Source organism: Rhodococcus sp. MT28, assembly GCF_058792695.1.
Genome location: NZ_JBXAFD010000007.1, coordinates 237,417 through 259,502, shown reverse-complemented (window position 1 = coordinate 259,502; position 22,086 = coordinate 237,417). Strand labels below are relative to the sequence as shown.

The following is a 22,086-nucleotide window of genomic DNA, read 5'->3' as shown; positions in this document are numbered from 1 at the left end:
GCGGCATCGGCGCAGCCGCACTCTGCGGCGGCGGCGGACAAGGCGACGCACTCATCGTCCGCGTCCCCAAGGCCTGAGTGTCTAAATACACCTGAACGAGCGCTCTCGCTCTGCGACGCCCCGTGGTTTTGCTCACACAACTACGGGGCGTCGTAGTTGTTCGGGCACAATGGCCTCATGGCGAACATCTTTGACGTATCCACTCCCGCGAAACGCTTCCGTCTGGTGGCGTGGTGGGAAGCTGTGACCTGGGCGGCCTTGCTGGTTGCCATGTTCTTCAAGTGGGTCCTCGGACACGAAGAAGCGATTCGCATCCCCGGAATGGTCCACGGAACCGCCGGCTTCCTGGTGTTCATCGTTGTTGCACTCCTGACCGCGTGGTCGCTCAAGTGGGACGTCAAGACCACGATCCTTGCGCTGATCTCGAGCGTTCCGCCCTTCGGCACCGTCATCTTCGAACGCTGGGCAGTGCGAAACGGCAAGCTCGGTGAGCTGTCCACGGAGTTCGATGCGTCCAAGGGCAACGCGGCGCTCGTCTGACTGCTGCATCCCTCTACGTAGCTTCTCGCAACTCGTGACAAACTGGGAGCCGTGACTCGACCAGGTTCCAGGCCCCCCGCGCGTTCGTCCGCAGTTGCTGCCGCCATGAGCGGCGCAGTCGACTTGTCCGCCTTCAAAGAGCGGGCCACGGCCCCACCACCGCCGCGTAACACCAGCGGCGACGGGGCCGTTTCTGCTGTCTCCGGGGCAGTGATCGAGGTGACCGAGGAGAACTTCGAAAGCGAAGTCCTGCTGAAGTCGAGCCAGGTGCCGGTGATCGTCAACATCGGTGGCCGCGCATACGAGCCCTCGGTCGTGTTCACCGAAGTTCTCGAATCATTTGCAGCGCGAGCCGGTGGCAAGTGGATTCTTGCCAACGTCGACGTCGACGTGAGCCCTCGTATCGCGCAGGCATTCGGCGTCCAGTCGGTGCCGACGGTTGTTGCTGTCGCGGCTGGTCAGCCGTTGGCCGATTTTCAGGGCGCTCAGCCAGAGGCGCAGCTCAGCCAGTGGTTCGACGCAGTCCTCCAAGCTGTCGAGGGCAAGTTGAGTGGGCCGGTCTCCGACGCGGACGAACCGGTGGAGGAGGTCGAGGATCCTCGCTTCGTGGCCGCTGAAACCGCGCTGGACGAGGGCGATCTCGACGCCGCCATCGCTGCGTACCAGGAAATTCTCGACGCCGAACCCAACAATGCGGAGGCCAAGAGCGCTGTCCGCCAGGTGAAGTTCATGGCTCGGGTTCAGGGTGTCGATCCCGAGTCGATTGCGGCCGCGGATGCTGATCCGTCCGATCTCGAACTGCAGTTCGCTGCGGCCGACCTGGAAATGTTCGCCCAGCAACCCGAGGCGTCGTTCGCCCGCTTGATCTCGGTGGTCTCGCGAACTGCCGGCGACGACAAGGCTGCCGCTCGGACGCGCCTGCTCGAACTGTTCGAACTGTTCGACCCGGCAGAACCGATCGTCATCGCGGCCCGTCGTAAGTTGGCTTCCGCTCTCTACTGACGTATGGACCGGCAGTCGCTACTCCGTGTAGCGGCTGTCGCACACTTCCCGGCCACCGAGAACGCCGGTCCGGAACGCGTCGACACGTGCGAACCCGCTCGGGACCGTCTCACCGTTGACGTCACTGGCAGCCAGGCCGTCGGTCAGCAGCCCCGATACGGCTTCGTCGAGGTCGCCGGGGGAGAGCGTGACCTGTGCTCCGGACGCCGCGGCGTTGGTGGGACTGAGTGCTGCGGTGATGACGCCGGACAGGCAGGCGGCGCGCAGGGCAGTCTGCGGAGTGTCGAGCGATTGGCCGTTCTCCTTCTGCATCGCGAGGGTGTACCGCGACGCGAGCAGGACATAGGCATTGTAGTCACCGGTGATGTTGGTCTGGATCAACTCGCGTCGCCCGACGCGACCCGGCGTGCCGCGCTCGGCAAGGTCGTCGACGCTGATTCCGATGGTGTTCGTCGACGGGCAGTACGAGACGGGTTCGGTCGCAACGGCATCGCTGCACCCGGTGTCTGCGCCGGTGAACACGACCTTCGGTGGCTGAGGTAGATCGAAGATCGCTTGGAAGGTCTTCACGAACTCGTCGAGAGTTGCCTCGGTGACGGGCAGTTCTCCGGAATCGTTGCCCTCGGCGAACTGCTGCGGGAGGTCTGCACGTCGTGACTCGATTTCGTCGGCGTCCATCTTCGCGCACGCACCGGCGCCGTCGGTGAAGCCGATCTGAGTGGCGGTGACGCGCTCGAACGCCGAACCATGGTGGCTCTCAGGATCATTAGGGTCTTCGTCGCGGATGGCGACCGCCGACGCCAACACCTTGTTGAGTCCGTCGGAGGTGTTCATCGTGAAGTGCGCGGCCTTGTCCTCGGCGACGTGCCGCAAGAAGGCGCCACCGAAACAGTCGGCTTGCTGTTCGCGCACCAGGGCTGCGTCTCGTTTACCGCCGACGATCCCGGCCTTGCGTTGAACGGCATGGCCGTACTCGTGCGCAAAGATGAACGCGACGGCCACGTCACCGAACTTCTCCCGCACCTCGGGCAGCAGCAATTCACGATCCCAACCGATGGTGTGATCGATGCTGCAGTACCCGGCGTTGATGAGTTCTTCGGTGGTCTCCTCACAGAAGTCCGGGCCGTTCGATTCGGTGGGGTCCCACGAGATCAGCTCGTCGACCGGTTCGAAGGGCTTGTCGAACAGAGCCGGGTACTCGGCGGCCCAGTAGGTTTCGATGTCTGTGATGGCGTTGGCTGCCAGCGCGTCGATGTCCCCGCCGTCGGTGCCGGTGATTGCTCGGTCGGCGTTGGGGGCTCCCGGACGCAACCCACTTGGTCCTGCCGTTGCGTCGAGTCCGGCGACGCGGAAGGGATCGTGATAAATCGAGACGGCGTGGCCACTCGTTCCCTGGGCACAACCGGCGAGCAGTGCTGCCACTGCCAACAGTGACGACGTGACAATGACTACTCGCCGGCCGACCATCAACGCTCCAGACTTATCCAAATCGCTCCAGCAGCTGGCAGCGCCACCTGTGCGGAGGCTGGCCGACCGTGCCACGAATGCGACGTTGCTGTGACCGCTCCGAGGTTCCCGACTCCGGAGCCGCCGTACACCTCGGCATCGGTGTTGAGAATTTCCACCCATCGGCCGGGCTCTGGTAGCCCGACGCGGTAGCTCGAGTGCTCACTGCCCGAGAAGTTGAACAGGCAGGCGACAATCGAACCGTCAGTACCGTAACGCAGAAAACTGAGGACGTTGTTCTCGGTGTCGTTGGCGTCGATCCAGGAGTATCCACCGGGCGAGGTGTCGAGGGTCCACATGGCCGGATGACGTCGGTACGCGGAGTTGAGATCGCCGACCAGTCGCTGGACGCCGCGATGGAGAGTGCCGGTGTACTGATCGTCGAGTTGCCACCAGTCGAGGCCGCGTTCTTCCGACCATTCCGCACTCTGACCGAATTCCTGTCCCATGAACAGCAGTTGCTTGCCTGGATGCGCCCACATGTATGCAAGCAGTGAGCGCAGGCCGGACGCCTTGGCGAAGTCGTTCCCGGGCATCCGGGTCCACAGAGTTCCTTTGCCGTGCACCACTTCGTCATGGCTGATCGGTAGCAGGTAGTTCTCACTCCACGCGTACATCAGTGAGAACGTGATCTCGTGATGGTGGTAGGTCCGGTGTACCGGGTCGTGACCGAGGAACCCGAGGGTGTCGTGCATCCACCCCATGTTCCACTTCATGTTGAATCCGAGGCCGCCGACATTGGTCGCCCGAGTGACTCCGGGCCACGCCGTCGACTCCTCGGCGACGGTGACGACTCCTCGATGGTTCTTGTGGACGGTGGCGTTCATCTCCTGCAGGAACGCAACGGCTTCGAGATTCTCGCGGCCGCCGTGAATGTTGGGAGTCCATCCACCTTCCGGGCGTGAGTAATCCAGGTACAGCATCGATGCGACAGCGTCGACGCGAAGTCCGTCGATGTGGAACTCCTCGAGCCAGAAGAGTGCATTGGCGACGAGGAAGTTCCGCACCTCGCGGCGACCGAAGTCGAATACGTATGTGCCCCAGTCCAACTGCTCGCCGCGACGCGGATCGGCGTGCTCGTACAGGGGAGTTCCGTCGAAACGAGCCAGGGCCCACTCGTCTTTGGGGAAGTGTGCAGGCACCCAATCGACGATGACACCTATCCCTGCGGCGTGCAGGTGGTCGACGAACCAGCGGAAGTCGTCCGGGGTGCCGAAGCGGGAGGTCGGTGCGTAGTACGAGGTGACCTGGTATCCCCACGATCCACCGAACGGATGCTCGGAGACGGGCAGCAGTTCGACGTGGGTGAATCCGGTTTCGGTGACGTAGACGGCGAGTTGCTCGGCCATCTGGCGGTAGTCGAGTCCCGGACGCCACGATCCGAGGTGCACCTCGTACACGCTCATCGGGGACTGCGAAGGATCGACACTGGCGCGGGTTTCGAGCCAGGCCGCGTCGTTCCACTCATGCGAACTGGTGGTCACTCGCGATGCAGTCGCCGGCGGGACCTCGGTACCGAATGCCATGGGATCGGCCTTGTCGCGAACGGAGCCGTCGTGGCCGTGGACCCGGAACTTGTACAGCGAACCGACTGCGATGTCGGGCAGGAAGAGTTCCCAGACCCCAGTGGATCCGAGGACTCGCATGGGGGCGAATTGCCCACTCCACCCGTCGAAGTCGCCGACGACGGTCACGCCGCGGGCGGCCGGAGCCCAGACGGCGAACGAGGTGCCGTCGACGGGTCCGTCCGGTGTCTCGTAAGAACGCGGATGTGCGCCGAGGATGTCCCACAGTCGTTCGTGCCGACCTTCGCCGAACAGGTGAAGGTCGAGTTCACCGAGAGTCGGCAGGAATCGGTAAGGGTCGGCTGCGAGAACCGTGTGTCCACCCGGGTACGTCACGGAATAGCGATAGTCGATCAGGTCGGGGTAGGGGACCAGAGCCACGAAGATTCCGTTCGAAACATGTTCGAGAGGAAAGTCTTTGCCGCCGATGACGGCGCTGACGGACTCGGCGTTGGGACGCAACGCTCGCAGAACGGTGCCGTCGGCGTGGGGATGGGCGCCGAGGACACTGTGCGGATCGTGATGTTCACCGCGCGCCAACAGCTCCAGATCGTGATTGTCCGGTGCGATACCCGAAGGGAACTTCTCGGTTGACATCACTTGCCTCCACCTGCGCGGTGCGCATTGCGTGCTTGGTAGGCCAGAGAGATCCGGGCCGGATACGGAACCGGTGGGAGCGCGAGGATGTGCGCCACCGAACGCCAGGGCTCGAGGCGGACGAAATTGGCTTGGCCCCAATTGAACTGCTCACCGGTTACCTCGTCGAGCACGGTCATGTGGTCGTGCCATTCGCGTCCGAGCGCCGGCATGTCCAACCAGACGGTGCCCTCTTCTGCAGCGAACGGGTTGAGGTTGATCACCGTCAGGACGGCGTCACCGGTCGAGGCGTCGAACTTCGAGTAGGCGATCAACGCGTCGTTGTCGATGTGGTGAAAGTGCAGGTTCCGCAACTGTTGCAGGGCCGGATGTGCACGCCGGATGCGGTTGAGCGCGGTGATCCACGGCTCGAGAGACTCGCCTCGCGCTGCTGCTTCGGCGAAATGGCGCGGCCGAAGTTGGTATTTCTCGGAGTCGAGGTATTCCTCGCTGCCGGGGCGAACGGCTTGGTGTTCGTAGAGTTCGTAACCGGAGTAGACGCCCCACGTCGGCGCCAGGGTGGCGGCGAGAGCTGCTCGCAGTGCAAACATTCCGGGCCCACCGTGCTGGAGGGACTCGTGCAGGATGTCCGGCGTGTTCACGAAGAGGTTCGGTCGGGCTTCGTCGGCCTTCGCCGCCAGCTCGTTACCGAATTCGGTGAGCTCCCACTTCGCAACTCGCCAGGTGAAGTACGTGTACGACTGCGTGAACCCGCGCCGGGCAAGGCCGTACATGCGCGCCGGACGAGTGAAAGCCTCGGCGAGGAACAAGACGTCGGGGTCGGTTTTCTTGACCTCCGAGATGAGTGTCTCCCAGAAGTTGGGCGGCTTGGTGTGCGGGTTGTCGACACGAAAGATCTTGACTCCGGCGTTGATCCAGTGGCGGACCACGCGCAGGATTTCCTTGTCCAGACCGTGAGGATCGGTGTCGAAGTTGATCGGGTAGATGTCCTGATACTTCTTGGGCGGGTTCTCGGCGTAGGCGATGGTGCCGTCGGGAAGGACGTTGAACCACTCCGGATGCATCTTGGCCCATGGATGATCCGGGGCGCACTGCAGCGCGAGATCCAATGCCACTTCGAGATCGAGCTTGCGGGCCGCAGCGACGAAGGCCTTGAAGTCCTTGAGCGTGCCGAGTTGCGGGTGAACCGCGTCGTGCCCGCCGTCGACCGAGCCGATGGCCCACGGCGAGCCGACGTCACCGGGTTCGGGAGTGAGAGTGTTGTTGCGTCCCTTGCGGTTGATCTCGCCGATGGGATGGATCGGCGGAAGGTAGACGACGTCGAAACCCATTGCGGCGATGCGGGGTAGGTCTTCGGCCGAGGTTCGGAAAGTACCGTGTTGCGGCACCCCGTTCTCGTCCCAACCGCCCGTCGAGCGGGGGAAGAACTCGTACCACGATCCGAACAGTGCACGGTTGCGATCGACGACGACGGGGTGGGACTCGCCCTTGGTGACCAGTTCACGGAGCGGAGTGGCGCGGAGCAGTTCGGCGACGTCGGAGGCGAAGGCCGGCGCGACGCGAGCAGTCAGCGCCTGATCGCTGCGCAGCGACGCCGTGACGGCCTCGAGCCTGGACCTGTTGCCCCGCGGTACCTCGTGCGCGGCCTGTTCGAACAGGCGCGCACCGATTTCCAGGTCGTTGGCCAACTCGGCCGCCCCTTGCCCGACGGCGAGTTTCGCTTCCACGGCGTGCTTCCAGGTGGCGATGGGATCGCTCCACGCCTCGATCCGGAACGACCACATACCTTCGGCGGACGGTGTGAACACCGCGTCGACGGTGTCCGGTTCGGTGCCGGGGTCCATCGGAATGCGCAGCGGCTTGGTACCGCGCGGACCACGCACGACCAAAGTGGCGGAAATGGCGTCGTGGCCTTCTCGCCACACGGTTGCGTGCACTGGGAAGACTTCACCGACCACGGCCTTTGCCGGATAGTTACCCGAGATCTCGGGTACCACGTCGTCGATACCGAGGCGTCCTGACACGGGAAGCTCCATTTCTGGTGATGGATCGCGGTAAAACTTTCTTTCGCCGGGTTCAACCGTAGTGGGTGCGGCGCTGGAGTGCTGATAACGACGAATGCGGGTCTGTCGGTGGTCAGGTCGGCTCGGGCGTTCGGTTCCACCGGACAGAGTGCAAGGAACTCGACTAGGGTTCGCGGGGTGAAAGCCTTGCGTCGGTTCACTGTCCGAGCCCACCTTCCGGAGCGCCTCGCCGCGCTCGGCCCCCTGTCCACCAACCTTCGGTGGTCGTGGCATCCCGAGACACAGGATCTGTTCTCGCGACTCGACCCCGAACTCTGGCAAGCAGTCCAGTTCGATCCGGTCCGCATGCTCGGGGAAGTCGACCCCACCCGTCTCGACGAACTCAGCAGTGACGAGGCATTTCTCGGTGACCTCGACACTGCAGCAGCCGATCTCGATGCTTATCTGAGCACCCCGCGTTGGTATCAGTCCCAGCAGGCCAAGGGCACATCGTTAGCCGGCGGAATTGCGTACTTCTCCATGGAGTTCGGAGTCAGCGAAGTTCTGCCCAACTACTCCGGTGGATTGGGCATCCTGGCGGGCGATCACCTCAAGGCCGCGTCCGACCTCGGGCTGCCGCTCATCGGCGTCGGACTGCTCTACCGATCCGGCTACTTCCGCCAGTCGCTGACCGCCGACGGTTGGCAGGCCGAGCACTACCCGCCGCACGACCCTCAAGGGTTGCCTCTTCGTTTGCTGACGGACGCAGGCCCGGCTTCCGAAGACGGATCGCCGGTCGTCATTCACGTCGCCATGCCCGGTGGCCGGGTGCTGCGTGCGCGAGTGTGGATCGCTCAGGTCGGACGAGTGCCGTTGCTGCTGCTCGATTCCGACATCGCCGAGAACGACGCGGATCTGCGCGGCGTCACGGACCGTCTCTACGGCGGGGACCAGGATCACCGCATCAAGCAGGAGATCCTCGCGGGTATCGGCGGCGTCCGCGCGGTGCGCGCCTACACCGCGGCGTACGGATTGCCCGATCCCGAGGTGTTCCACATGAACGAGGGGCATGCCGGATTCCTCGGCATCGAACGGATTCGGGAACTTGTCACCACCAGCGGTCTGGACTTCGATTCGGCTCTGGCCGCGGTCCGTGCCGGAACGGTCTTCACGACGCACACTCCGGTTCCCGCCGGAATCGACCGCTTCCCGGCGGATCTGGTCCGTCACTACTTCGGCGGAGCGAACGGCGAGAACGAATCGAGTTTGCTTCCCGGCCTGACCGTCGACCGCATCGTCGGGATGGGGCGTGAAGCCGATCCTTCGATCTTCAACATGGCGCACATGGGTCTTCGCCTGGGCCAGCGAGCCAACGGCGTCTCGAAGTTGCACGGCATCGTCAGCCGCGACATGTTCAACGGTCTCTGGCCGGGCTTCGACGCCGACGAGGTGCCGATCGGTTCGGTCACCAACGGTGTTCACGCGCCGACGTGGGCGGCGCCGGAGTGGATGGACGTGGCCAGGCGGATCGTCGGTCAGGAGCAACTCGAAGAAGCACGCGGGTGGGAGCGCCTGCACGAGTTGTCGGCAACCGAACTGTGGGAAACACGTAATGCGTTGCGCGGCAAGTTGGTCGACGAAGTTCGTCGTCGCGTCCGAGCGTCCTGGCTCGAACGCGGCGCGACCGAGGCCGAACTCGGCTGGACCACTGGAGTATTCGATCCCAACGTCTTGACAGTCGGATTCGCCAGGCGCGTTCCGACGTACAAGCGGTTGACGCTGATGCTGCGTGATCCCGAGCGTCTGCGTGCGATGTTGCTCGACGAGAAACGTCCGGTGCAGTTGGTGGTGGCCGGCAAGTCGCACCCCGCCGACGACGGCGGTAAGGCACTCATCCAGCAGGTCGTGCGGTTCGCCGACGAAGCGGATGTGCGTCACCGCATCGTCTTCCTGCCTGATTACGACATGTCGATGGCCCGCTACTTGTACTGGGGCTGCGACGTGTGGCTCAACAACCCGCTTCGCCCCCTCGAGGCGTGCGGTACTTCCGGCATGAAATCCGCGCTCAACGGCGGCCTCAACCTCTCCATTCGCGACGGATGGTGGGACGAGATGTACGACGGCGAGAACGGGTGGGCCATTCCGACGGCCGACGGTGTTCTCGACGACGTGCGGCGTGACGATCTGGAAGCCAGCGCCCTCTACGAACTTCTCGAGCACGCGGTACTGCCGACGTTCTACGACCGTGATGCAGCCGATCTGCCGACGCGCTGGGTCGAGAGGGTTCGCCACACCCTCGAGAATCTGGGCCCGAAGGTGTTGGCATCACGCATGGTTCGTGACTACGCCGTCGACTACTACGCCCCTTCGGCGGAATCAGCTCGAGCGGTAGTGGCGGATGATTTTGCCGGCGCGCGTGAGGTGGCCGAGTTCCGTCGTCGCATCGAATCGCAGTGGCCGTCGGTCGTCGTCGAGCAGGTGGACGGTTCCGGCTTGCCGGACACTCCGGAGATCGGTGCGACCATCTCTTTGAAGGCCAAGGTCCGCCTCGGCGGCTTGTCGGTCTCGGATGTGGAGGTTCAGGCAGTCCTGGGACGCGTCAGCCCAGGCGAGGAACTCACCGACGTGGTGACGTTCCCGATGACGCACTTCGGCGCCGAGGACGGAACCGAGATCTTCGAAGCCGAGGTTGCGCTTCCGGTCTCCGGCTCCGTGGGATACACCGTGCGGGTGCTGCCGCATCACCGGTTGTTGGTCGATGCGTCCGAACTCGGGTTGGTGACCACTCCGAGCGTCTGACGTATTGCATTCTGCCCCGGTCCGTTCGGTCGGTACCGGGGCAGAATTGTGCCCGCGTGAGAACCGGCTCAGGGACGTGAGTCGCGGATGCGGGTGAGCGCCTTGCGGACGACTTCGGGGTTGGTCGTCTCCCAGAACGGCGGCAGCGATGCGCGAAGGTAACCCGCGTATCTCGCCGTGGCCAGACGCGGATCGAGCACGGCCACCACGCCCTTGTCGTCGGTGCTACGAAGCAGACGGCCGACGCCCTGTGCCAGGAGCAGCGCCGCGTGATTGGCCGAGACGCTGAGAAAGCCGTTACCGCCATGGGATTCGATAGCCTGCTGGCGAGCCATCAACAGTGGGTCGTCCGGGCGCGGGAACGGAATCCGGTCCAAGATGACGAGGCTCAGTGACGGACCCGGAACATCGACGCCTTGCCACAGGGACAACGTGCCGAACAGTGACGTGGGTTCGTCCTTGGCGAAGGCCTTGACGAGGGTGCCGGTGGCGTCGTCGCCCTGGCACAGGATGGGGGTGTCGAGGCGTTCACGCATCGCCTCCGAGGCGGCTTTGGCGGCGCGCATCGAAGAGAACAGGCCGAGGGCGCGTCCGCCCGCAGCCTCGACGAGTTCGGCGATCTCGTCGAGATAGACCGGGGAGAGGCCGTCGCGGCCGGGCGTAGGGAGGTGGCGGGCAATGTAGATGATGCCGGCCTTTGCATGGTCGAAGGGCGACCCGACGTCGAGTGAGTTCCAGCGGAAAGCCGAAGCGTCAGAAGGTGCTTCGGTGCCGATGGCGGTACCCGAGTCGGGGCGCGCGGACGATTCCGCAGGAAGACCCCAGTTGACGGCGAGACCGTCGAACGATCCGCCGACGGTCAGTGTCGCGGAAGTGAGAACGACGGTGGATTCGGCGAACAGTCGCGAGCGCAGCAATCCGCCGACCGAGAGCGGAGCCATCCGGACGGAGCGCCGCACCGATCCGCGGAACTCGTCCGAGGACAGCCAGACGACGTCCTTGCGCTTGGCCGGGTCGGGTTCGTCGAAAGCGGTGAGAATACGCACTGCACTGTCGTGGACGTCGTCGACGGACGAGAGTGCGGCGTTGCGGGCCGCAGCGGCTTCGGGATCTGCAGCAGCCATACCCGGTTTGGCCGGACCGATAGCGGTGCGCAGCGACCAGGCCGCGTCGCGTATCGCAGCCAGTGCGGGCGCCGCCCCGTCCGGGAGGCCTTCCCAGCGACCTGGCCGCAATTCCTCGAGGAGCCCTGCCCACCCCTCGCCGGCAGCTTCGAGTCGGTCGGCATCCTGTTCTTCGGCGATCTTGCCGCAACGCCGGGCCGCGGCACTGATCGAGGCGGCAGTGAGATCGGCCGTGGCGACGCCGGTGACGCGGTCGACCAACTCGTGGGCCTCGTCGATCACCACGACGTCGTGGTCAGGCAGGATCTGGATGCCGGTGATGGCGTCGATCGCGAGCAGTGCGTGGTTGGTGACCACTACGTCGGCCTTCGACGCCTCGACTCGGGCGCGCTCGGCGAAGCAGTCCTCACCGACCGGGCACTGGTTCTTACCGATGCATTCGCGGGAGGTGACACTGACCTGCCGCCACGCCTGATCGGATACGCCCGGCACCAATTCGTCCCGATCACCGGTTTCGGTGTCGGAGGACCATTCGGTGAGGCGGACGACCTCCCGGCCGAGACGCGAGACCGTGAACGGATCGAACAACTCGTCCTCGGGTGGCTGCTCGGACGCGCCGGTATGGATCTTGTTCATGCACAGATAGTTGTTGCGGCCCTTGAGGATTGCGAACTCTGCGCGTCGGCCGAGTGGCTTCTTCAGGGCATCGGCGAGTCGAGGCAGATCTCGGTCGACGAGCTGACGCTGCAGCGCGATGGTGGCGGTGGACACGACCACGGTGCGTCCCGATTCGACCGCGTGGCGCAGGCTCGGAACGAGGTAGGCGAGCGACTTACCGGTACCGGTGCCGGCCTGGACGGCCAGATGCTCGCCGGTATCGATCGAGTGCGCCACTGCGGACGCCATCGTCAGCTGACTGGTTCGTTCGGCACCGCCGAGCGACCGCACCGCTGTCTGGAGCAGTTCGGGAACGTTCGGGAGTTGATCGGCCACCCACGAAGGTTAATGGATCCCTACGTCAGAAACGTCCACGGATGATTCCCGGGGTGGTTCCCCGGCATTCGAGTCTTCTTGCGACGAGGCCTCGTCTCGCCCGATCAGCTGCACTCCCGCCTCCCGCATCTGCACCAATGCCGACTCGATCGTGGCGGTCGACACACCAGCGGTGAAGGGGAGAAGGACAGTCGTGGCGAACCCCGCGCGCGCGGCATCGACGGCCGTGGCCTTGACACAGTGATCCGTGGCAATTCCGATCACGTCGACGTCGGTGATCTCGTGGGCGCGGAGCCAGTCCTCGAGCGTCGTGCCGTCCTCGGCTGCTCCTTCGAAACCGGAGTAGGCCGCGCTGTAGGCGCCCTTGGAGAAGATCGCCGACCCGGCGACGGAAGCGTCGAACGCCGGATGGAACTCGGCGCCGGCTGTCCCGACGACGCAGTGAACCGGCCAGCTGTCGATGAAGTCGGGATTCTCGGAGAAGTGCGCCCCAGGGTCGATGTGGAAATCGCGAGTCGCGACTACGGCGTCGTACTCGTGGGAGTTGACGAAATCGTTGACGGCTCCCGCAACCGCAGCACCGCCGTCGACTGCAAGAGCTCCACCTTCACAGAAATCGTTCTGAACGTCGACAATTATCAGTGCTTTTGCACTCACTGGTGCTCACCTCCGGTGAATCGAACGGGCACAGCCGAGTCTCCGCGCGAGAGCTTGAGGCCTTCCCACGGCAGGCTCACGAGCCCTGCCTTCAGAACTGCTCTGCTCTCTTCGAGCGTCGGCGCGCTGTCGACGACCTTGCCTTCGCGAACCAGCGGGATCAGCAGTTCGGTCGCGCCGTCCGCATCGGAGACAGGTGACGGTGATCCGGCGGGGTAGATGACTTCTTCGACGATCGTTCCGGTCGGACGCACTACGCGCAGTGCCTTCTTTGCGCCGCCGCGAGATGCCTTGTTGGTGCTTCTCTTCTCGACCGCGATTCCGTCGACCTCGACAAGTTTGTAGACCATGCCGGCGGTGGGGGCGCCTGATCCGGTGACCAGGGAAGTGCCGACGCCGTACGAGTCGACGGGTTCGGCGCGCAGAGCCGCGATCGCGTACTCGTCCAGGTCGCCGGAGACGACGATGCGTGTTTTGGTAGCACCGAGATCGTCGAGTTGTTGGCGTACCTGACGAGCAAGAACGCCGAGATCGCCGGAGTCGATGCGAACCCCGCCCAGCTCGGGACCGGCAACGGCGACAGCCGTTTTCACACCCTCGGTGATGTCGTAGGTATCGACGAGCAACGTGGTGGATACGCCGAGTGCCGCGACCTGACCGCGGAATGCCGCTGCCTCGTCCGGACCGTCTTCGGTGGTGTGCAGGAGAGTGAAGGCGTGCGCGCTGGTACCTGCACTGGGTACGTCGTGACGCCGCGCGGCTTCGAGGTTGGAGGTGGCGTCGAAGCCGGCGAGATACGCGGCACGTGAAGCGGCGACGGCGGCCTGTTCGTGTGTACGACGCGAGCCCATCTCGATCATCCGTCGACCGCCCGCTGCGCTCACCATGCGGGCTGCGGCCGAAGCGATCGCGCTGTCGTGGTTGAGGATCGAGAGAATCAAGGTTTCGAGGATGACGCACTCGGCGAACGTTCCGCGGACCGAGAGGATCGGTGATCCGGGGAAGTAGAAATCTCCCTCGCGGTAGCCGTCGATGTCACCGGAGAATCGATAGTTGCGCAGCCACTCGACGGTCGTGTCGTCGAGAAATTTTGCAACGATCGCCAGTTCAGGTTCACCGAACCGGAACTGCTCGAGTGCGTCGAGAAGGCGCTCGGTACCGGCGACGACGCCGTAGCGACGGCCGTCTGGCAGCCGCCGTGCAAATACCTCGAAACTGCAGTTGCGGAAGGCAGATCCGTCGGCGAGAGCCGCCGAGAGCATGGTCAGTTCGTACTGATCGGTGAGCAGTGCGGTGCTGGCACCGGCGTCGCGGATGTTGGAAATTTGCGTAGGCACGCACACAACTCTATGCGCGAGACGACGTGGGTGGGTGTTGTCGCCTCTCGTCGCGCCGTACCCTGGATACATGGTTTTCGGCGGCGCGACCGTGTCCGGCACTTACTCGGCGAACGTAACGATGAGAGGCGCTACGGCTTCCTCTCCTCAAGCCACGCCCGAGCAGTCGGAGGCTGTTTCGACCATCGAAGCCGCAGATCGGCCCTGGGTGACCATCGTCTGGGACGACCCGGTCAATCTCATGCATTACGTGACTTACGTGTTCCAGAAGTTGTTCGGCTACAGCAAAGCCAAGGCCACCGACCTGATGATGCAGGTCCATTCGGAGGGCAAGGCCGTGGTCTCGAGCGGTTCGCGCGACAAGATGGAGGCCGATGTTCGTCGCCTCCACGCTGCCGGTCTCTGGGCCACGATGCAACGCGACGACACATGAGAAAAGCACTTTTTCGACCGATTTGTTCGCCCAACTCGTAGACGGGAGTCCGACGCGTGCGGACGTGGAGTAGGAAGAGTTCACTCGGCGGAGTGAAGTTCAAGTCCGAGATGGACGGCCACGAGGCGGCGGTTCTGCGCTCGCTCGTGGAGTCGGTGACCGGGCTTCTCGACGAGCGCGCGTCTTCGGCGCCGCAAGACGAGCTCGCCGCGCTGACGGGTCTTCGTACCGGAAATTCGGAGACACCCGACAATCCGGTGTTGGCGCGTTTGCTTCCCGACTTCCAGCGCACCGATCCGGACAAAGTCGCTCCGGACAGTGACGATCTCGACGACGCCGGCGCCAATGTCAACGGCGCGCTGCGCAGTTTGCACGAACCCGAGATCATCGACGCCAAGCGTGAGTCCGCTCGCATGTTGTTGGCTTCGCTTCCGGAGGCCGGCGGCAAGGTCGTTCTCACGCAGGAACAGGCCGACGCCTGGCTGTCCTCGCTCAACGACGTCCGTCTCGCGCTCGGAACCAATCTCGGCATCGACGCCGACACACCGGAGAGCCTCGAACCCGACGACCCGCGAGCCCCGCATCTCGACGTCTATCACTGGTTGACGTGGATGCAGGACTCCCTCGTCCAGGCGCTCATGCCATGACCACAACGCGGACCGGGCCCACCGATTCACTGACAGATGTCGCCGGCCTCGCCGTCGGTCATCACCACAAGCTCGACGAGGGAGCCACTCTCGGAAGCGGCGCAGCCACCGGCTGCACGGTCGTGCTCGCGTCGGCCGGTGTGGTCGCCGGAGTCGACGTCCGGGGCGGCGGTCCGGGTACCCGCGAGACCGATCTGCTCGATCCGAGCCATTCGGTCCAGCAGGTCAATGCCGTGCTGTTGACCGGCGGTAGTGCCTACGGACTTGCCGCGGCCGACGGAGTGATGCGCTGGCTCGAGGAACACGATCACGGGATCGCGATGGGCGCTCCCGGCCAGGTGGTACCGATCGTGCCCGGCGCCGTGATCTTCGATCTGCCGGTGGGGGACTGGACCGTTCGTCCGACCGGCGATTTCGGATTCCTCGCTGCCGACACTGCTTCGCGCGAATTCGCCACGGGCACGGTCGGCGCGGGGGTAGGTGCCAGAGCCGGAGCGCTCAAGGGTGGGGTGGGAACGGCCAGCGTCGTGATCGCCGACGGCCCCGCCGAGGGGACGACGGTCTCCGCCTTGATCGTGGCGAATCCGGTGGGTTCGGTCTTCGACCCCAGAACAGGCCTGCCGTGGGGCGTCGGCTCGGACGGCGCGGAGTCGTTCGGCCTCAGGCTCCCCGACGCGTCCGAACTCGCGTCGGCCAACGCCGTTGCAGCCAAGGGAACCGTCCTCAACACCACGATCGGTGTGGTCGCCACTGACGCCGCCTTGACGAAAGCCGGGTGCCGACGCGTCGCCGTCGCAGGTCATGACGGCCTGGCCCGAGCAATTCGGCCCGCACATTCGCCGCTCGACGGCGACACGATCTTTGCGCTCGCCACCGGTGATCACACTCCGAATTCGGAGATCACGGTTCCGGACGCTTTCCCGAACGATCTGCCGATACTCGACGCGGTGTGCGCGGCTTCGGCCCAGGTGGTCGAACGTGCGATCGTCACAGCGATTCTCGACGCCACGTCGGTAGCCGGAATCCCGAGTTACCGCGAACTCTTCCCGTCCGCATTTCTCTAGGCAGCACTCCTGGAATCGGCGGTAATCTCGAATTGAGCCTGGTCGCGAGTGACCGGATCAGAAAACCGGATCGACGGTGGAGGACGCACACGATGACGATGGATTTCAACAGTCCGGACTTCGGCACCCGGACGCCGGCACCGAAATCCGGTCCGCCCTCGGTGTGGAAGCAGTCGGCCGTGTTGGTGGGCGGCTTCGCGATCCTGCTCTACGTGATCGAGATCGTGGATGTCATCTCCGGTCAGAACGTCCAGAACGCCGGCGTCACCCCGCGCACGCTCGACGGCCTGTGGGGAATCCTGTTCGCCCCGGTGCTGCACGACGACTGGGGTCATCTGATCGCCAACACCATTCCGGTGCTGATCCTCGGATACCTCGTGCTGGTGTCGGGAATTGCGCGGGGACTCGCGGCGACCGGCATCATCTGGGTGATCGGCGGCGTCGGGACCTGGTTGTTCGCCGGCTCGAACTCGAATCACGTCGGTGCGTCCGTGCTGATCTTCGGTTGGGTCACCTACCTGCTGGTGCGCGGGTTCTTCACGCGGAGCTTCACACAGATCGTGATCGGCGTTGCCGTCTTCGTCGTGTACGGCGGAGTGCTGTGGGGCGTTCTGCCGAGCGATCCACGGGTTTCCTGGCAAGGGCATCTGTTCGGAGCGATCGGCGGCGTGGTTGCCGCCTGGGCGTTGACGTCGGGGGAGAGGGCCAAGCGCGCCGGGTCGGCGCCGGCCGTTCGACCACCGAGTTTCTGAACGGACGTGGGTCACACCCTCACTGCGGTGTGACTTCGACGCGCCAAAACCACCAAGAGCTTTTTCCCAGACGGGTAGACGTGGCAGCATGACCGGTATGCGCATGACCGTCCTGGGGTGTTCCGGCAGCGTCACGGGTCCGGATTCACCGGCTTCGGGATACCTGCTCACGGCACCGGGAACTCCGCCGCTCGTGATCGACTTCGGCCCGGGAGTTCTTGGGGCGTTGCAGCGATACGCCGATCCGGGCGAGGTGACGATCCTGCTTTCGCACCTTCATGCGGACCACTGTCTCGACATGCCCGGCCTGCTCGTCTGGCGTCGCTATCACCCCAACCCGCCGGTCGGTAGGGCTCTGGTTTACGGCCCCACCGACACCGCGTGCCGCATCGGAGTGTCCTCCGCCGAGTGCGCCGGCGAGATGGACGACATCTCCGACACCATCGACGTCCGGCTCTGGGCCGAGAACGAGCCGGTGACGTTCGGTGAACTGAGCGTCGTCGCCCGCCGTATGAATCATCCACCCGAGGCTTACGGTTTCCGGATCACCGGCGCCGACGGCCGCGTCCTCGTCTATACAGGCGACACCGGAATGTGCGACAACGTCGTCGAACTCGCGCGTGGTGCAGACGTGTTGCTCTCCGAAGCGTCGTGGACCGACAGCCCCGATCGACCTGAGGGAGTCCATCTCTCCGGCAAGGAAGCCGGCCGTGTGGCTGCGCTCGCCGGCGTCAAGGAACTTCTCCTCACCCACATTCCGCCGTGGACATCGCGTGAAGACGTGATCGCCGAAGCGAAATCCGAATTCTCCGGACCGGTCCATGCCGTCTCCGCCGGAAGTGTCTACGACATCTGATTCCCCTCACATTCGGTGCAGCGCTCACCGGGCGACCGCTAGGCTCACGAAGGTGACTACACGAGAAGACGGTAGGGCGGACGACGAGCTCCGCACGGTCAAGATCACCCGCGGGTTCACCAGTCACCCGGCCGGATCCGTTCTGGTCGAGTTCGGGAACACTCGCGTCATGTGCACGGCCAGCGTCGAAGAGGGTGTACCCCGCTGGCGCAGGGGCTCCGGCTTGGGTTGGCTGACAGCCGAATACGCGATGCTTCCCGCCGCCACGCACACACGCAGTGGCCGCGAATCGGTCAAGGGCAAGGTCGGCGGCCGCACGCAGGAGATCAGTCGACTCATCGGCCGATCACTTCGAGCGTGCATCGATCTCGCGGCAATCGGTGAGAACACCATCGCCCTCGACTGTGATGTCCTCCAGGCCGACGGCGGTACCCGCACCGCGGCAGTGACGGGGGCATACGTGGCCCTGGTCGACGCCGTGACGTACCTGCGCGCAGCCGACCTGCTCTCCGACCCACAGCCCATCTCGTGTGGCATAGCGGCCGTCAGCGTCGGCGTCGTGGACGGACGAGTGCGTCTCGACCTTCCGTACGAAGAGGATTCGCGTGCTGAGGTCGACATGAATGTCGTGGCCACCGATACCGGCACGCTGGTGGAAATTCAGGGAACCGGTGAGGGCGCCACCTTCCCACGCTCGACGCTGGACAAGCTGCTCGACTCCGCTCTGGCTGGTTGTGAGCAACTTTTCGAGATCCAGCGTCAAGCGTTGGCCGAGCCGTATCCCGGGGTGCTACCCGAACCGAAGAATCCGGAACCCAAGAAGAAGTTCGGTGCCTGAGCTGTGAGCGTACGAGTACTGGTTGCCAGCCGAAATGCCAAGAAACTGAAGGAACTTCACCGGGTGCTCGACGCCGCTGGAGTGAACGGAATCGAACTGGTCGGGCTCGACGAGGTCCCGCCGTTCCCCGAAGCCCCCGAGACCGGAGCGACGTTCGAGGACAATGCGCTCGCCAAAGCGCGTGACGGAGCAGCTGCAACCGGAATGCCCTGCATCGCAGACGATTCCGGTGTCGAGATCGACGCACTCAACGGTATGCCGGGTGTGCTGTCCGCGCGGTGGTCGGGTACTCACGGAAACGACGGCGCCAACACGGCTCTGGTCCTGGCTCAGCTGGGAGACGTGCCGGACGAGCGTCGAGGCGCGGCATTCGTCTCCGCCTGTGCACTGGTGATCCCCGGCGGCGACGAGACCGTCGTGCGCGGCGAATGGCGCGGGGTGATCGGCCGAGAACCAGCCGGCGACGGGGGCTTCGGATACGACCCCATCTTCCGTCCGGACGGCGACACCCGCTCTGCCGCAGAACTCACCCCGGCCGAGAAGGATGCGGCGTCACATCGAGGGCGCGCGCTCGTGCAGCTCGTTCCGGCTCTGGCGGCGCTGGCCGGCTGAACCGAATCCGAAAAGTAGAGCCCTGAACGCGTCTGCGTTCAGGGCTCTACTTTTCGGAACTCTCAGAGCTGATAAGCCTGCTTCACCTGGGCAGTCCGCTTGTGCTCGAACACGAACGACAGGAACGGGATCGTGCCGGCAAGCGCGGTGGCAACCGTCGTACCGGGCTTCCACCGGGCCTTGATCGCCAAGTCGATCGTGAACACGAGGTAGAGCATGTAGAACAGGCCGTGGATCTGGCCGATGTAGAACAACCACGAGGGTGCGTCCGCCGAATTGTCGAGAATCAAGTACTTGTAGACCATCTCACCGGTCAGGAACAGCAGCCAGAGGCCGGTGATCCAGGCGAGAACGCGGTATCGGACCAGCGCCGACGCAACCTTCTTCTGCTTTTCTGCGTTGACCGCGGGGGTAGCGATGCTCGCTTCCGAACCGGTACTCACGTCGTGCTCCTATCGGACTCGCGAGCGGCGAGCTGCGCAAGGTAGTCGTTGTATTCCAGCATTTGGCGGGCTTCAGGGTCGTCGACGTCGAGGTTCACATCGTCGAACTCGGCCCGGGGGCGTTGCGGCAAGAGGTCGGCGGGGATCTCACGCGGCTCCGCGGCGGCTTCCTCGGCTTCGGCCTCTTCGGGGTCCACGTCTTCGAGCTGAACGAACTTGCGATACGCGTACACGACAAACGCCGCGAACAGCGGCCACTGGAACGCGTACCCGAGATTCTGTCCCGAGCCTCCGACGGCTTCGAAGCGCTCCCACTGCCACCAGCCGAGCGCTAGGCAGCCGGCAGCTGACACGATGACCAGCAGAATCAGCGCAGGTCGGCGTTTAGTAGCGTTCTTGGACACACTAAGACGGTACCTGAGAGCTATAGTGCCTCGCCCTGCGATCTCCGACACGGTGTCGTAGAAGCCGTGCCACGGCGTGCCGTAGAGGCCGTGCCACGGCGTGTCGTAGAAGCCGTCCCGCAGCACCTGTGCGCTATGCCCATCCTCACCCGCAACGCCAGGGCACTGAACACATTCTCCCGGCTGAGCTGCATCGATAACCTCGGCGCGTATCCGAAAGCAGGGGAGTGTTTCATGCACATCAGAGTGATTCGCCCGGTCATCGACACCACACTGACTCCGGCGGTGACAGACGAGGTGGAGCACTGGGCGGCGCCCGGCACGACGGTCGACGTCGTGTCACTGCTCTCTGGCACGGCGAGCATCGAGTCCGAGTACGACGAGGCACTTGCCGGCCCCGGGATCGTGCAGAGGGTCGAAGAGGCGGCAGCCGACGGCGTCGACGGTGTGTTCATCACGTGTTTCGCCGATCCCGGAGTGCATGCCGCCCGAGAGGTCATCGACGCTCCGGTGGTCGGCGGCTTCGAGCCGTCATTTCTGACAGCGATGAGTCTGGGCGATCGCGTCGGTGTCGTGACCATCCTGCCGAATGTCGTGCCGATGCTCCGATCGCTCACTCGGCGGTATGGACTCGATAGTCGGCTGGGCAGTATTCGAGTCGTGGACATGCCGGTGCTGGGCCTCACCGATCGGGAGGAACTGATCGATCGACTGGCCGCACAGGCGTCTACGGCAGTGGAGAACGGTGACGCCGACTCCGTCGTTCTCGGTTGCACCGGCATGCTCGGTGTGACCGCCGCAGTCCGAGACAGGCTGCATGGCAAAGGGATTCATGTTCCGGTTGTGGACCCGACGGCAGCGGCGATCACATGGTTGGAGAGCTCGGTCCGTCTGGGGCTGACACCGAGTCGGACGACGTACATGACTCCACCGGTCAAGGATCGAAAGCGCTGACCTTGCTCACGAGAACCGAAAAAGCCCCGCCGGATCAGATCCGGCGGGGCTCTTCGTTGTGCGCGAGGGGGGACTTGAACCCCCACGTCCTGAGACACTGGAACCTAAATCCAGCGCGTCTGCCAATTCCGCCACTCGCGCGCGGAATTCAAAGGATACGCGAGTGGAATCGCTCGCGGGCACACCACCCTGGTCGGGATGCGCCCGCCCGCTCTCAGGCCGTTTCGGCGAGTGGATCCGCTGCGGGCGGCATGGTGGATTTCTTCGATCGGCGAGGTTGCTCGGCCGTGCGTTGATGCCGCCACGCAGCGTGGGTGAGTGTCCGAACATCGACATCGAGATGTTCGGCAACCGCAACGAGCAACTCGGCTGCGTCGGTGCTCGACAACAATTTCTCGCTACTGCTTGCTTCGGTGGCGAACCGTGCAAGCAGGTCGATCGAAGTTACCGTCAACCTCCCGGACAGGAACATCAGTGTCTCGAAGGTCCTGGGGCCGAGGCCTGGAACGGAGACGACTGCCGAACGGAGGCCTTCGGTGTCCTCGACGTCGGCACCGCTCCGGCAACCGGCGTCGGCGAGCGCTTTGGCCGCACGAGCCGCGCCTTCGGCTTTGGTGAAGTAGTTGCCCGGCACGCGCTGGCGATTGCCGAGAATTGTTGCGAGCTCGTCGCCACGGTCGGTGAAGGCGGCGAGAGCGGGCAAGCTGTCGAGGCGATCGTCGGCGGCTACCGAGCGGTGTGTGCGCCAACGGTCGACGACGGCGCGGACTCCGGTCTTCGGTGTTCCATAGGCGGCGCGCGACGAGAAGATCGCATCGAGAAGGGCGGCTTCGGACTCGCGCGGCCATCCCTGATTCCAATGCGGCCACGCCTCGCGCGGAAGCTCGGCGCCGATGAATTCGGCCGCTCTGACTACGTCTGTGTCTTTCATGATTTCTCCCCCCGAGAAGTTGTCCGGTG

General features: G+C 64.4%; 20 protein-coding genes and 1 tRNA gene. 11 read left to right on the top strand and 10 right to left on the bottom strand.

What is annotated here, in order from left to right; genetic code table 11:
- Positions 1-177: 177 nt before the first annotated feature.
- Together AC1Q6C_RS26080 and AC1Q6C_RS26075 are read left to right on the top strand one after the other, a co-directional pair.
- On the top strand, positions 178-540 hold the full coding sequence (locus tag AC1Q6C_RS26080; protein ID WP_007733255.1) for a DUF3817 domain-containing protein: 363 nt from the start codon (positions 178-180) through the stop codon (positions 538-540).
- A 105-nt stretch (positions 541-645) separates the two neighbouring features.
- A complete protein-coding gene (locus AC1Q6C_RS26075; RefSeq protein WP_030537899.1) occupies positions 646-1,542 on the top strand; it encodes a tetratricopeptide repeat protein in 897 nt (298 codons plus the stop codon).
- 18 nt (positions 1,543-1,560) lie between these two features.
- Here AC1Q6C_RS26075 and AC1Q6C_RS26070 read toward each other — a convergent pair whose 3' ends face one another.
- The 3 genes from AC1Q6C_RS26070 to AC1Q6C_RS26060 are packed head-to-tail and all read right to left on the bottom strand — an operon-like array spanning position 1,561 to position 7,234.
- Complete coding sequence (locus tag AC1Q6C_RS26070) at positions 1,561-3,009, bottom strand: neutral zinc metallopeptidase (RefSeq protein WP_042446171.1); 1,449 nt, start codon at positions 3,007-3,009, stop codon at positions 1,561-1,563.
- On the bottom strand, positions 3,009-5,210 hold the full coding sequence (gene glgB / locus AC1Q6C_RS26065) for a 1,4-alpha-glucan branching protein GlgB (RefSeq protein ID WP_492666896.1): 2,202 nt from the start codon (positions 5,208-5,210) through the stop codon (positions 3,009-3,011). Before glgB ends, AC1Q6C_RS26070 begins: the two co-directional genes overlap by 1 nt.
- Positions 5,210-7,234, bottom strand: a complete 2,025-nt coding sequence (locus AC1Q6C_RS26060) for a maltotransferase domain-containing protein (protein WP_492666895.1) — start codon at positions 7,232-7,234, stop codon at positions 5,210-5,212. The genes glgB and AC1Q6C_RS26060 overlap by 1 nt, the downstream gene beginning before the upstream one ends.
- Before the next feature lie 177 nt (positions 7,235-7,411).
- Here AC1Q6C_RS26060 and glgP point away from each other — a divergent pair, with 177 nt between their 5' ends.
- Positions 7,412-10,012 carry an alpha-glucan family phosphorylase gene (glgP, locus tag AC1Q6C_RS26055; RefSeq protein ID WP_007733263.1) on the top strand — a complete coding sequence of 867 codons (2,601 nt, stop codon included), beginning with the start codon at positions 7,412-7,414 and terminating at the stop codon, positions 10,010-10,012.
- Positions 10,013-10,080: 68 nt separating this feature from the next.
- Here the strand turns inward: glgP and AC1Q6C_RS26050 are convergent, their stop codons facing one another.
- Genes AC1Q6C_RS26050 through AC1Q6C_RS26040 form a run of 3 tightly spaced genes read right to left on the bottom strand, consistent with a single transcriptional unit; the run spans position 10,081 to position 14,123 of the window.
- Entirely contained in the window at positions 10,081-12,129 is a 2,049-nt protein-coding gene (locus AC1Q6C_RS26050; RefSeq protein WP_050656794.1) for an ATP-dependent DNA helicase, read from the bottom strand.
- A gap of 9 nt (positions 12,130-12,138) precedes the next feature.
- Complete coding sequence (locus AC1Q6C_RS26045) at positions 12,139-12,786, bottom strand: nicotinamidase (protein WP_042446164.1); 648 nt, start codon at positions 12,784-12,786, stop codon at positions 12,139-12,141.
- On the bottom strand, positions 12,783-14,123 hold the full coding sequence (locus tag AC1Q6C_RS26040; RefSeq protein ID WP_054187174.1) for a nicotinate phosphoribosyltransferase: 1,341 nt from the start codon (positions 14,121-14,123) through the stop codon (positions 12,783-12,785). Before AC1Q6C_RS26040 ends, AC1Q6C_RS26045 begins: the two co-directional genes overlap by 4 nt.
- A gap of 121 nt (positions 14,124-14,244) precedes the next feature.
- Between AC1Q6C_RS26040 and clpS the strand changes: the two genes are divergently transcribed.
- The 7 genes from clpS (at position 14,245) to rdgB (ending at position 19,325) form a co-directional block, all read left to right on the top strand.
- Positions 14,245-14,556, top strand: coding sequence for an ATP-dependent Clp protease adapter ClpS (clpS, locus tag AC1Q6C_RS26035; protein ID WP_037132099.1), 312 nt, complete (start codon positions 14,245-14,247; stop codon positions 14,554-14,556).
- Positions 14,557-14,612: 56 nt separating this feature from the next.
- Positions 14,613-15,203 carry an oxidative stress transcriptional regulator AosR gene (gene aosR / locus AC1Q6C_RS26030; RefSeq protein WP_003945318.1) on the top strand — a complete coding sequence of 197 codons (591 nt, stop codon included), beginning with the start codon at positions 14,613-14,615 and terminating at the stop codon, positions 15,201-15,203.
- Positions 15,200-16,267, top strand: coding sequence for a P1 family peptidase (locus AC1Q6C_RS26025; RefSeq protein ID WP_007733272.1), 1,068 nt, complete (start codon positions 15,200-15,202; stop codon positions 16,265-16,267). Before aosR ends, AC1Q6C_RS26025 begins: the two co-directional genes overlap by 4 nt.
- Positions 16,268-16,359: 92 nt before the next feature.
- Positions 16,360-17,019, top strand: a complete 660-nt coding sequence (locus AC1Q6C_RS26020) for a rhomboid family intramembrane serine protease (RefSeq protein ID WP_492666894.1) — start codon at positions 16,360-16,362, stop codon at positions 17,017-17,019.
- Between the two features lie 97 nt (positions 17,020-17,116).
- Entirely contained in the window at positions 17,117-17,875 is a 759-nt protein-coding gene (locus AC1Q6C_RS26015; RefSeq protein ID WP_007733274.1) for a cyclic nucleotide-degrading phosphodiesterase, read from the top strand.
- 52 nt (positions 17,876-17,927) lie between these two features.
- Positions 17,928-18,713, top strand: a complete 786-nt coding sequence (gene rph, locus AC1Q6C_RS26010) for a ribonuclease PH (protein ID WP_492666893.1) — start codon at positions 17,928-17,930, stop codon at positions 18,711-18,713.
- A gap of 3 nt (positions 18,714-18,716) precedes the next feature.
- Positions 18,717-19,325 carry an RdgB/HAM1 family non-canonical purine NTP pyrophosphatase gene (gene rdgB, locus AC1Q6C_RS26005; RefSeq protein WP_492666892.1) on the top strand — a complete coding sequence of 203 codons (609 nt, stop codon included), beginning with the start codon at positions 18,717-18,719 and terminating at the stop codon, positions 19,323-19,325.
- Positions 19,326-19,387: 62 nt separating this feature from the next.
- On the opposite strand, the gene AC1Q6C_RS26000 is transcribed toward rdgB, so the two are convergent.
- On the bottom strand, positions 19,388-19,768 hold the full coding sequence (locus tag AC1Q6C_RS26000; RefSeq protein WP_003945334.1) for a DUF3817 domain-containing protein: 381 nt from the start codon (positions 19,766-19,768) through the stop codon (positions 19,388-19,390).
- Entirely contained in the window at positions 19,765-20,172 is a 408-nt protein-coding gene (locus tag AC1Q6C_RS25995; RefSeq protein ID WP_020970031.1) for a hypothetical protein, read from the bottom strand. The genes AC1Q6C_RS26000 and AC1Q6C_RS25995 overlap by 4 nt, the downstream gene beginning before the upstream one ends.
- 234 nt (positions 20,173-20,406) lie before the next feature.
- On the opposite strand from AC1Q6C_RS25995, the gene AC1Q6C_RS25990 reads away from it, so the two are divergent.
- Entirely contained in the window at positions 20,407-21,126 is a 720-nt protein-coding gene (locus tag AC1Q6C_RS25990) for an aspartate/glutamate racemase family protein (protein ID WP_492666891.1), read from the top strand.
- A gap of 59 nt (positions 21,127-21,185) precedes the next feature.
- Here the strand turns inward: AC1Q6C_RS25990 and AC1Q6C_RS25985 are convergent.
- Positions 21,186-21,267 (bottom strand) — tRNA-Leu (locus AC1Q6C_RS25985).
- Between the two features lie 73 nt (positions 21,268-21,340).
- Positions 21,341-22,057, bottom strand: coding sequence for a DUF8548 family protein (locus AC1Q6C_RS25980; RefSeq protein WP_492666890.1), 717 nt, complete (start codon positions 22,055-22,057; stop codon positions 21,341-21,343).
- Between the last annotated feature and the right edge of the window lie 29 nt (positions 22,058-22,086).

Coding starts and splice junctions, on each gene's coding strand:
- AC1Q6C_RS26070 (WP_042446171.1), bottom strand. CDS start 3,009: ATGGTCGGCCGGCGAGTAGTCATTGTCACGTCGTCACTGTTGGCAGTG.
- AC1Q6C_RS26020 (WP_492666894.1), top strand. CDS start 16,360: ATGACGATGGATTTCAACAGTCCGGACTTCGGCACCCGGACGCCGGCA.
- AC1Q6C_RS25980 (WP_492666890.1), bottom strand. CDS start 22,057: ATGAAAGACACAGACGTAGTCAGAGCGGCCGAATTCATCGGCGCCGAG.
- AC1Q6C_RS26015 (WP_007733274.1), top strand. CDS start 17,117: ATGCGCATGACCGTCCTGGGGTGTTCCGGCAGCGTCACGGGTCCGGAT.
- AC1Q6C_RS26080 (WP_007733255.1), top strand. CDS start 178: ATGGCGAACATCTTTGACGTATCCACTCCCGCGAAACGCTTCCGTCTG.
- glgB (WP_492666896.1), bottom strand. CDS start 5,210: ATGTCAACCGAGAAGTTCCCTTCGGGTATCGCACCGGACAATCACGAT.
- AC1Q6C_RS26025 (WP_007733272.1), top strand. CDS start 15,200: ATGACCACAACGCGGACCGGGCCCACCGATTCACTGACAGATGTCGCC.
- clpS (WP_037132099.1), top strand. CDS start 14,245: ATGAGAGGCGCTACGGCTTCCTCTCCTCAAGCCACGCCCGAGCAGTCG.
- AC1Q6C_RS26075 (WP_030537899.1), top strand. CDS start 646: ATGAGCGGCGCAGTCGACTTGTCCGCCTTCAAAGAGCGGGCCACGGCC.
- AC1Q6C_RS25990 (WP_492666891.1), top strand. CDS start 20,407: ATGCACATCAGAGTGATTCGCCCGGTCATCGACACCACACTGACTCCG.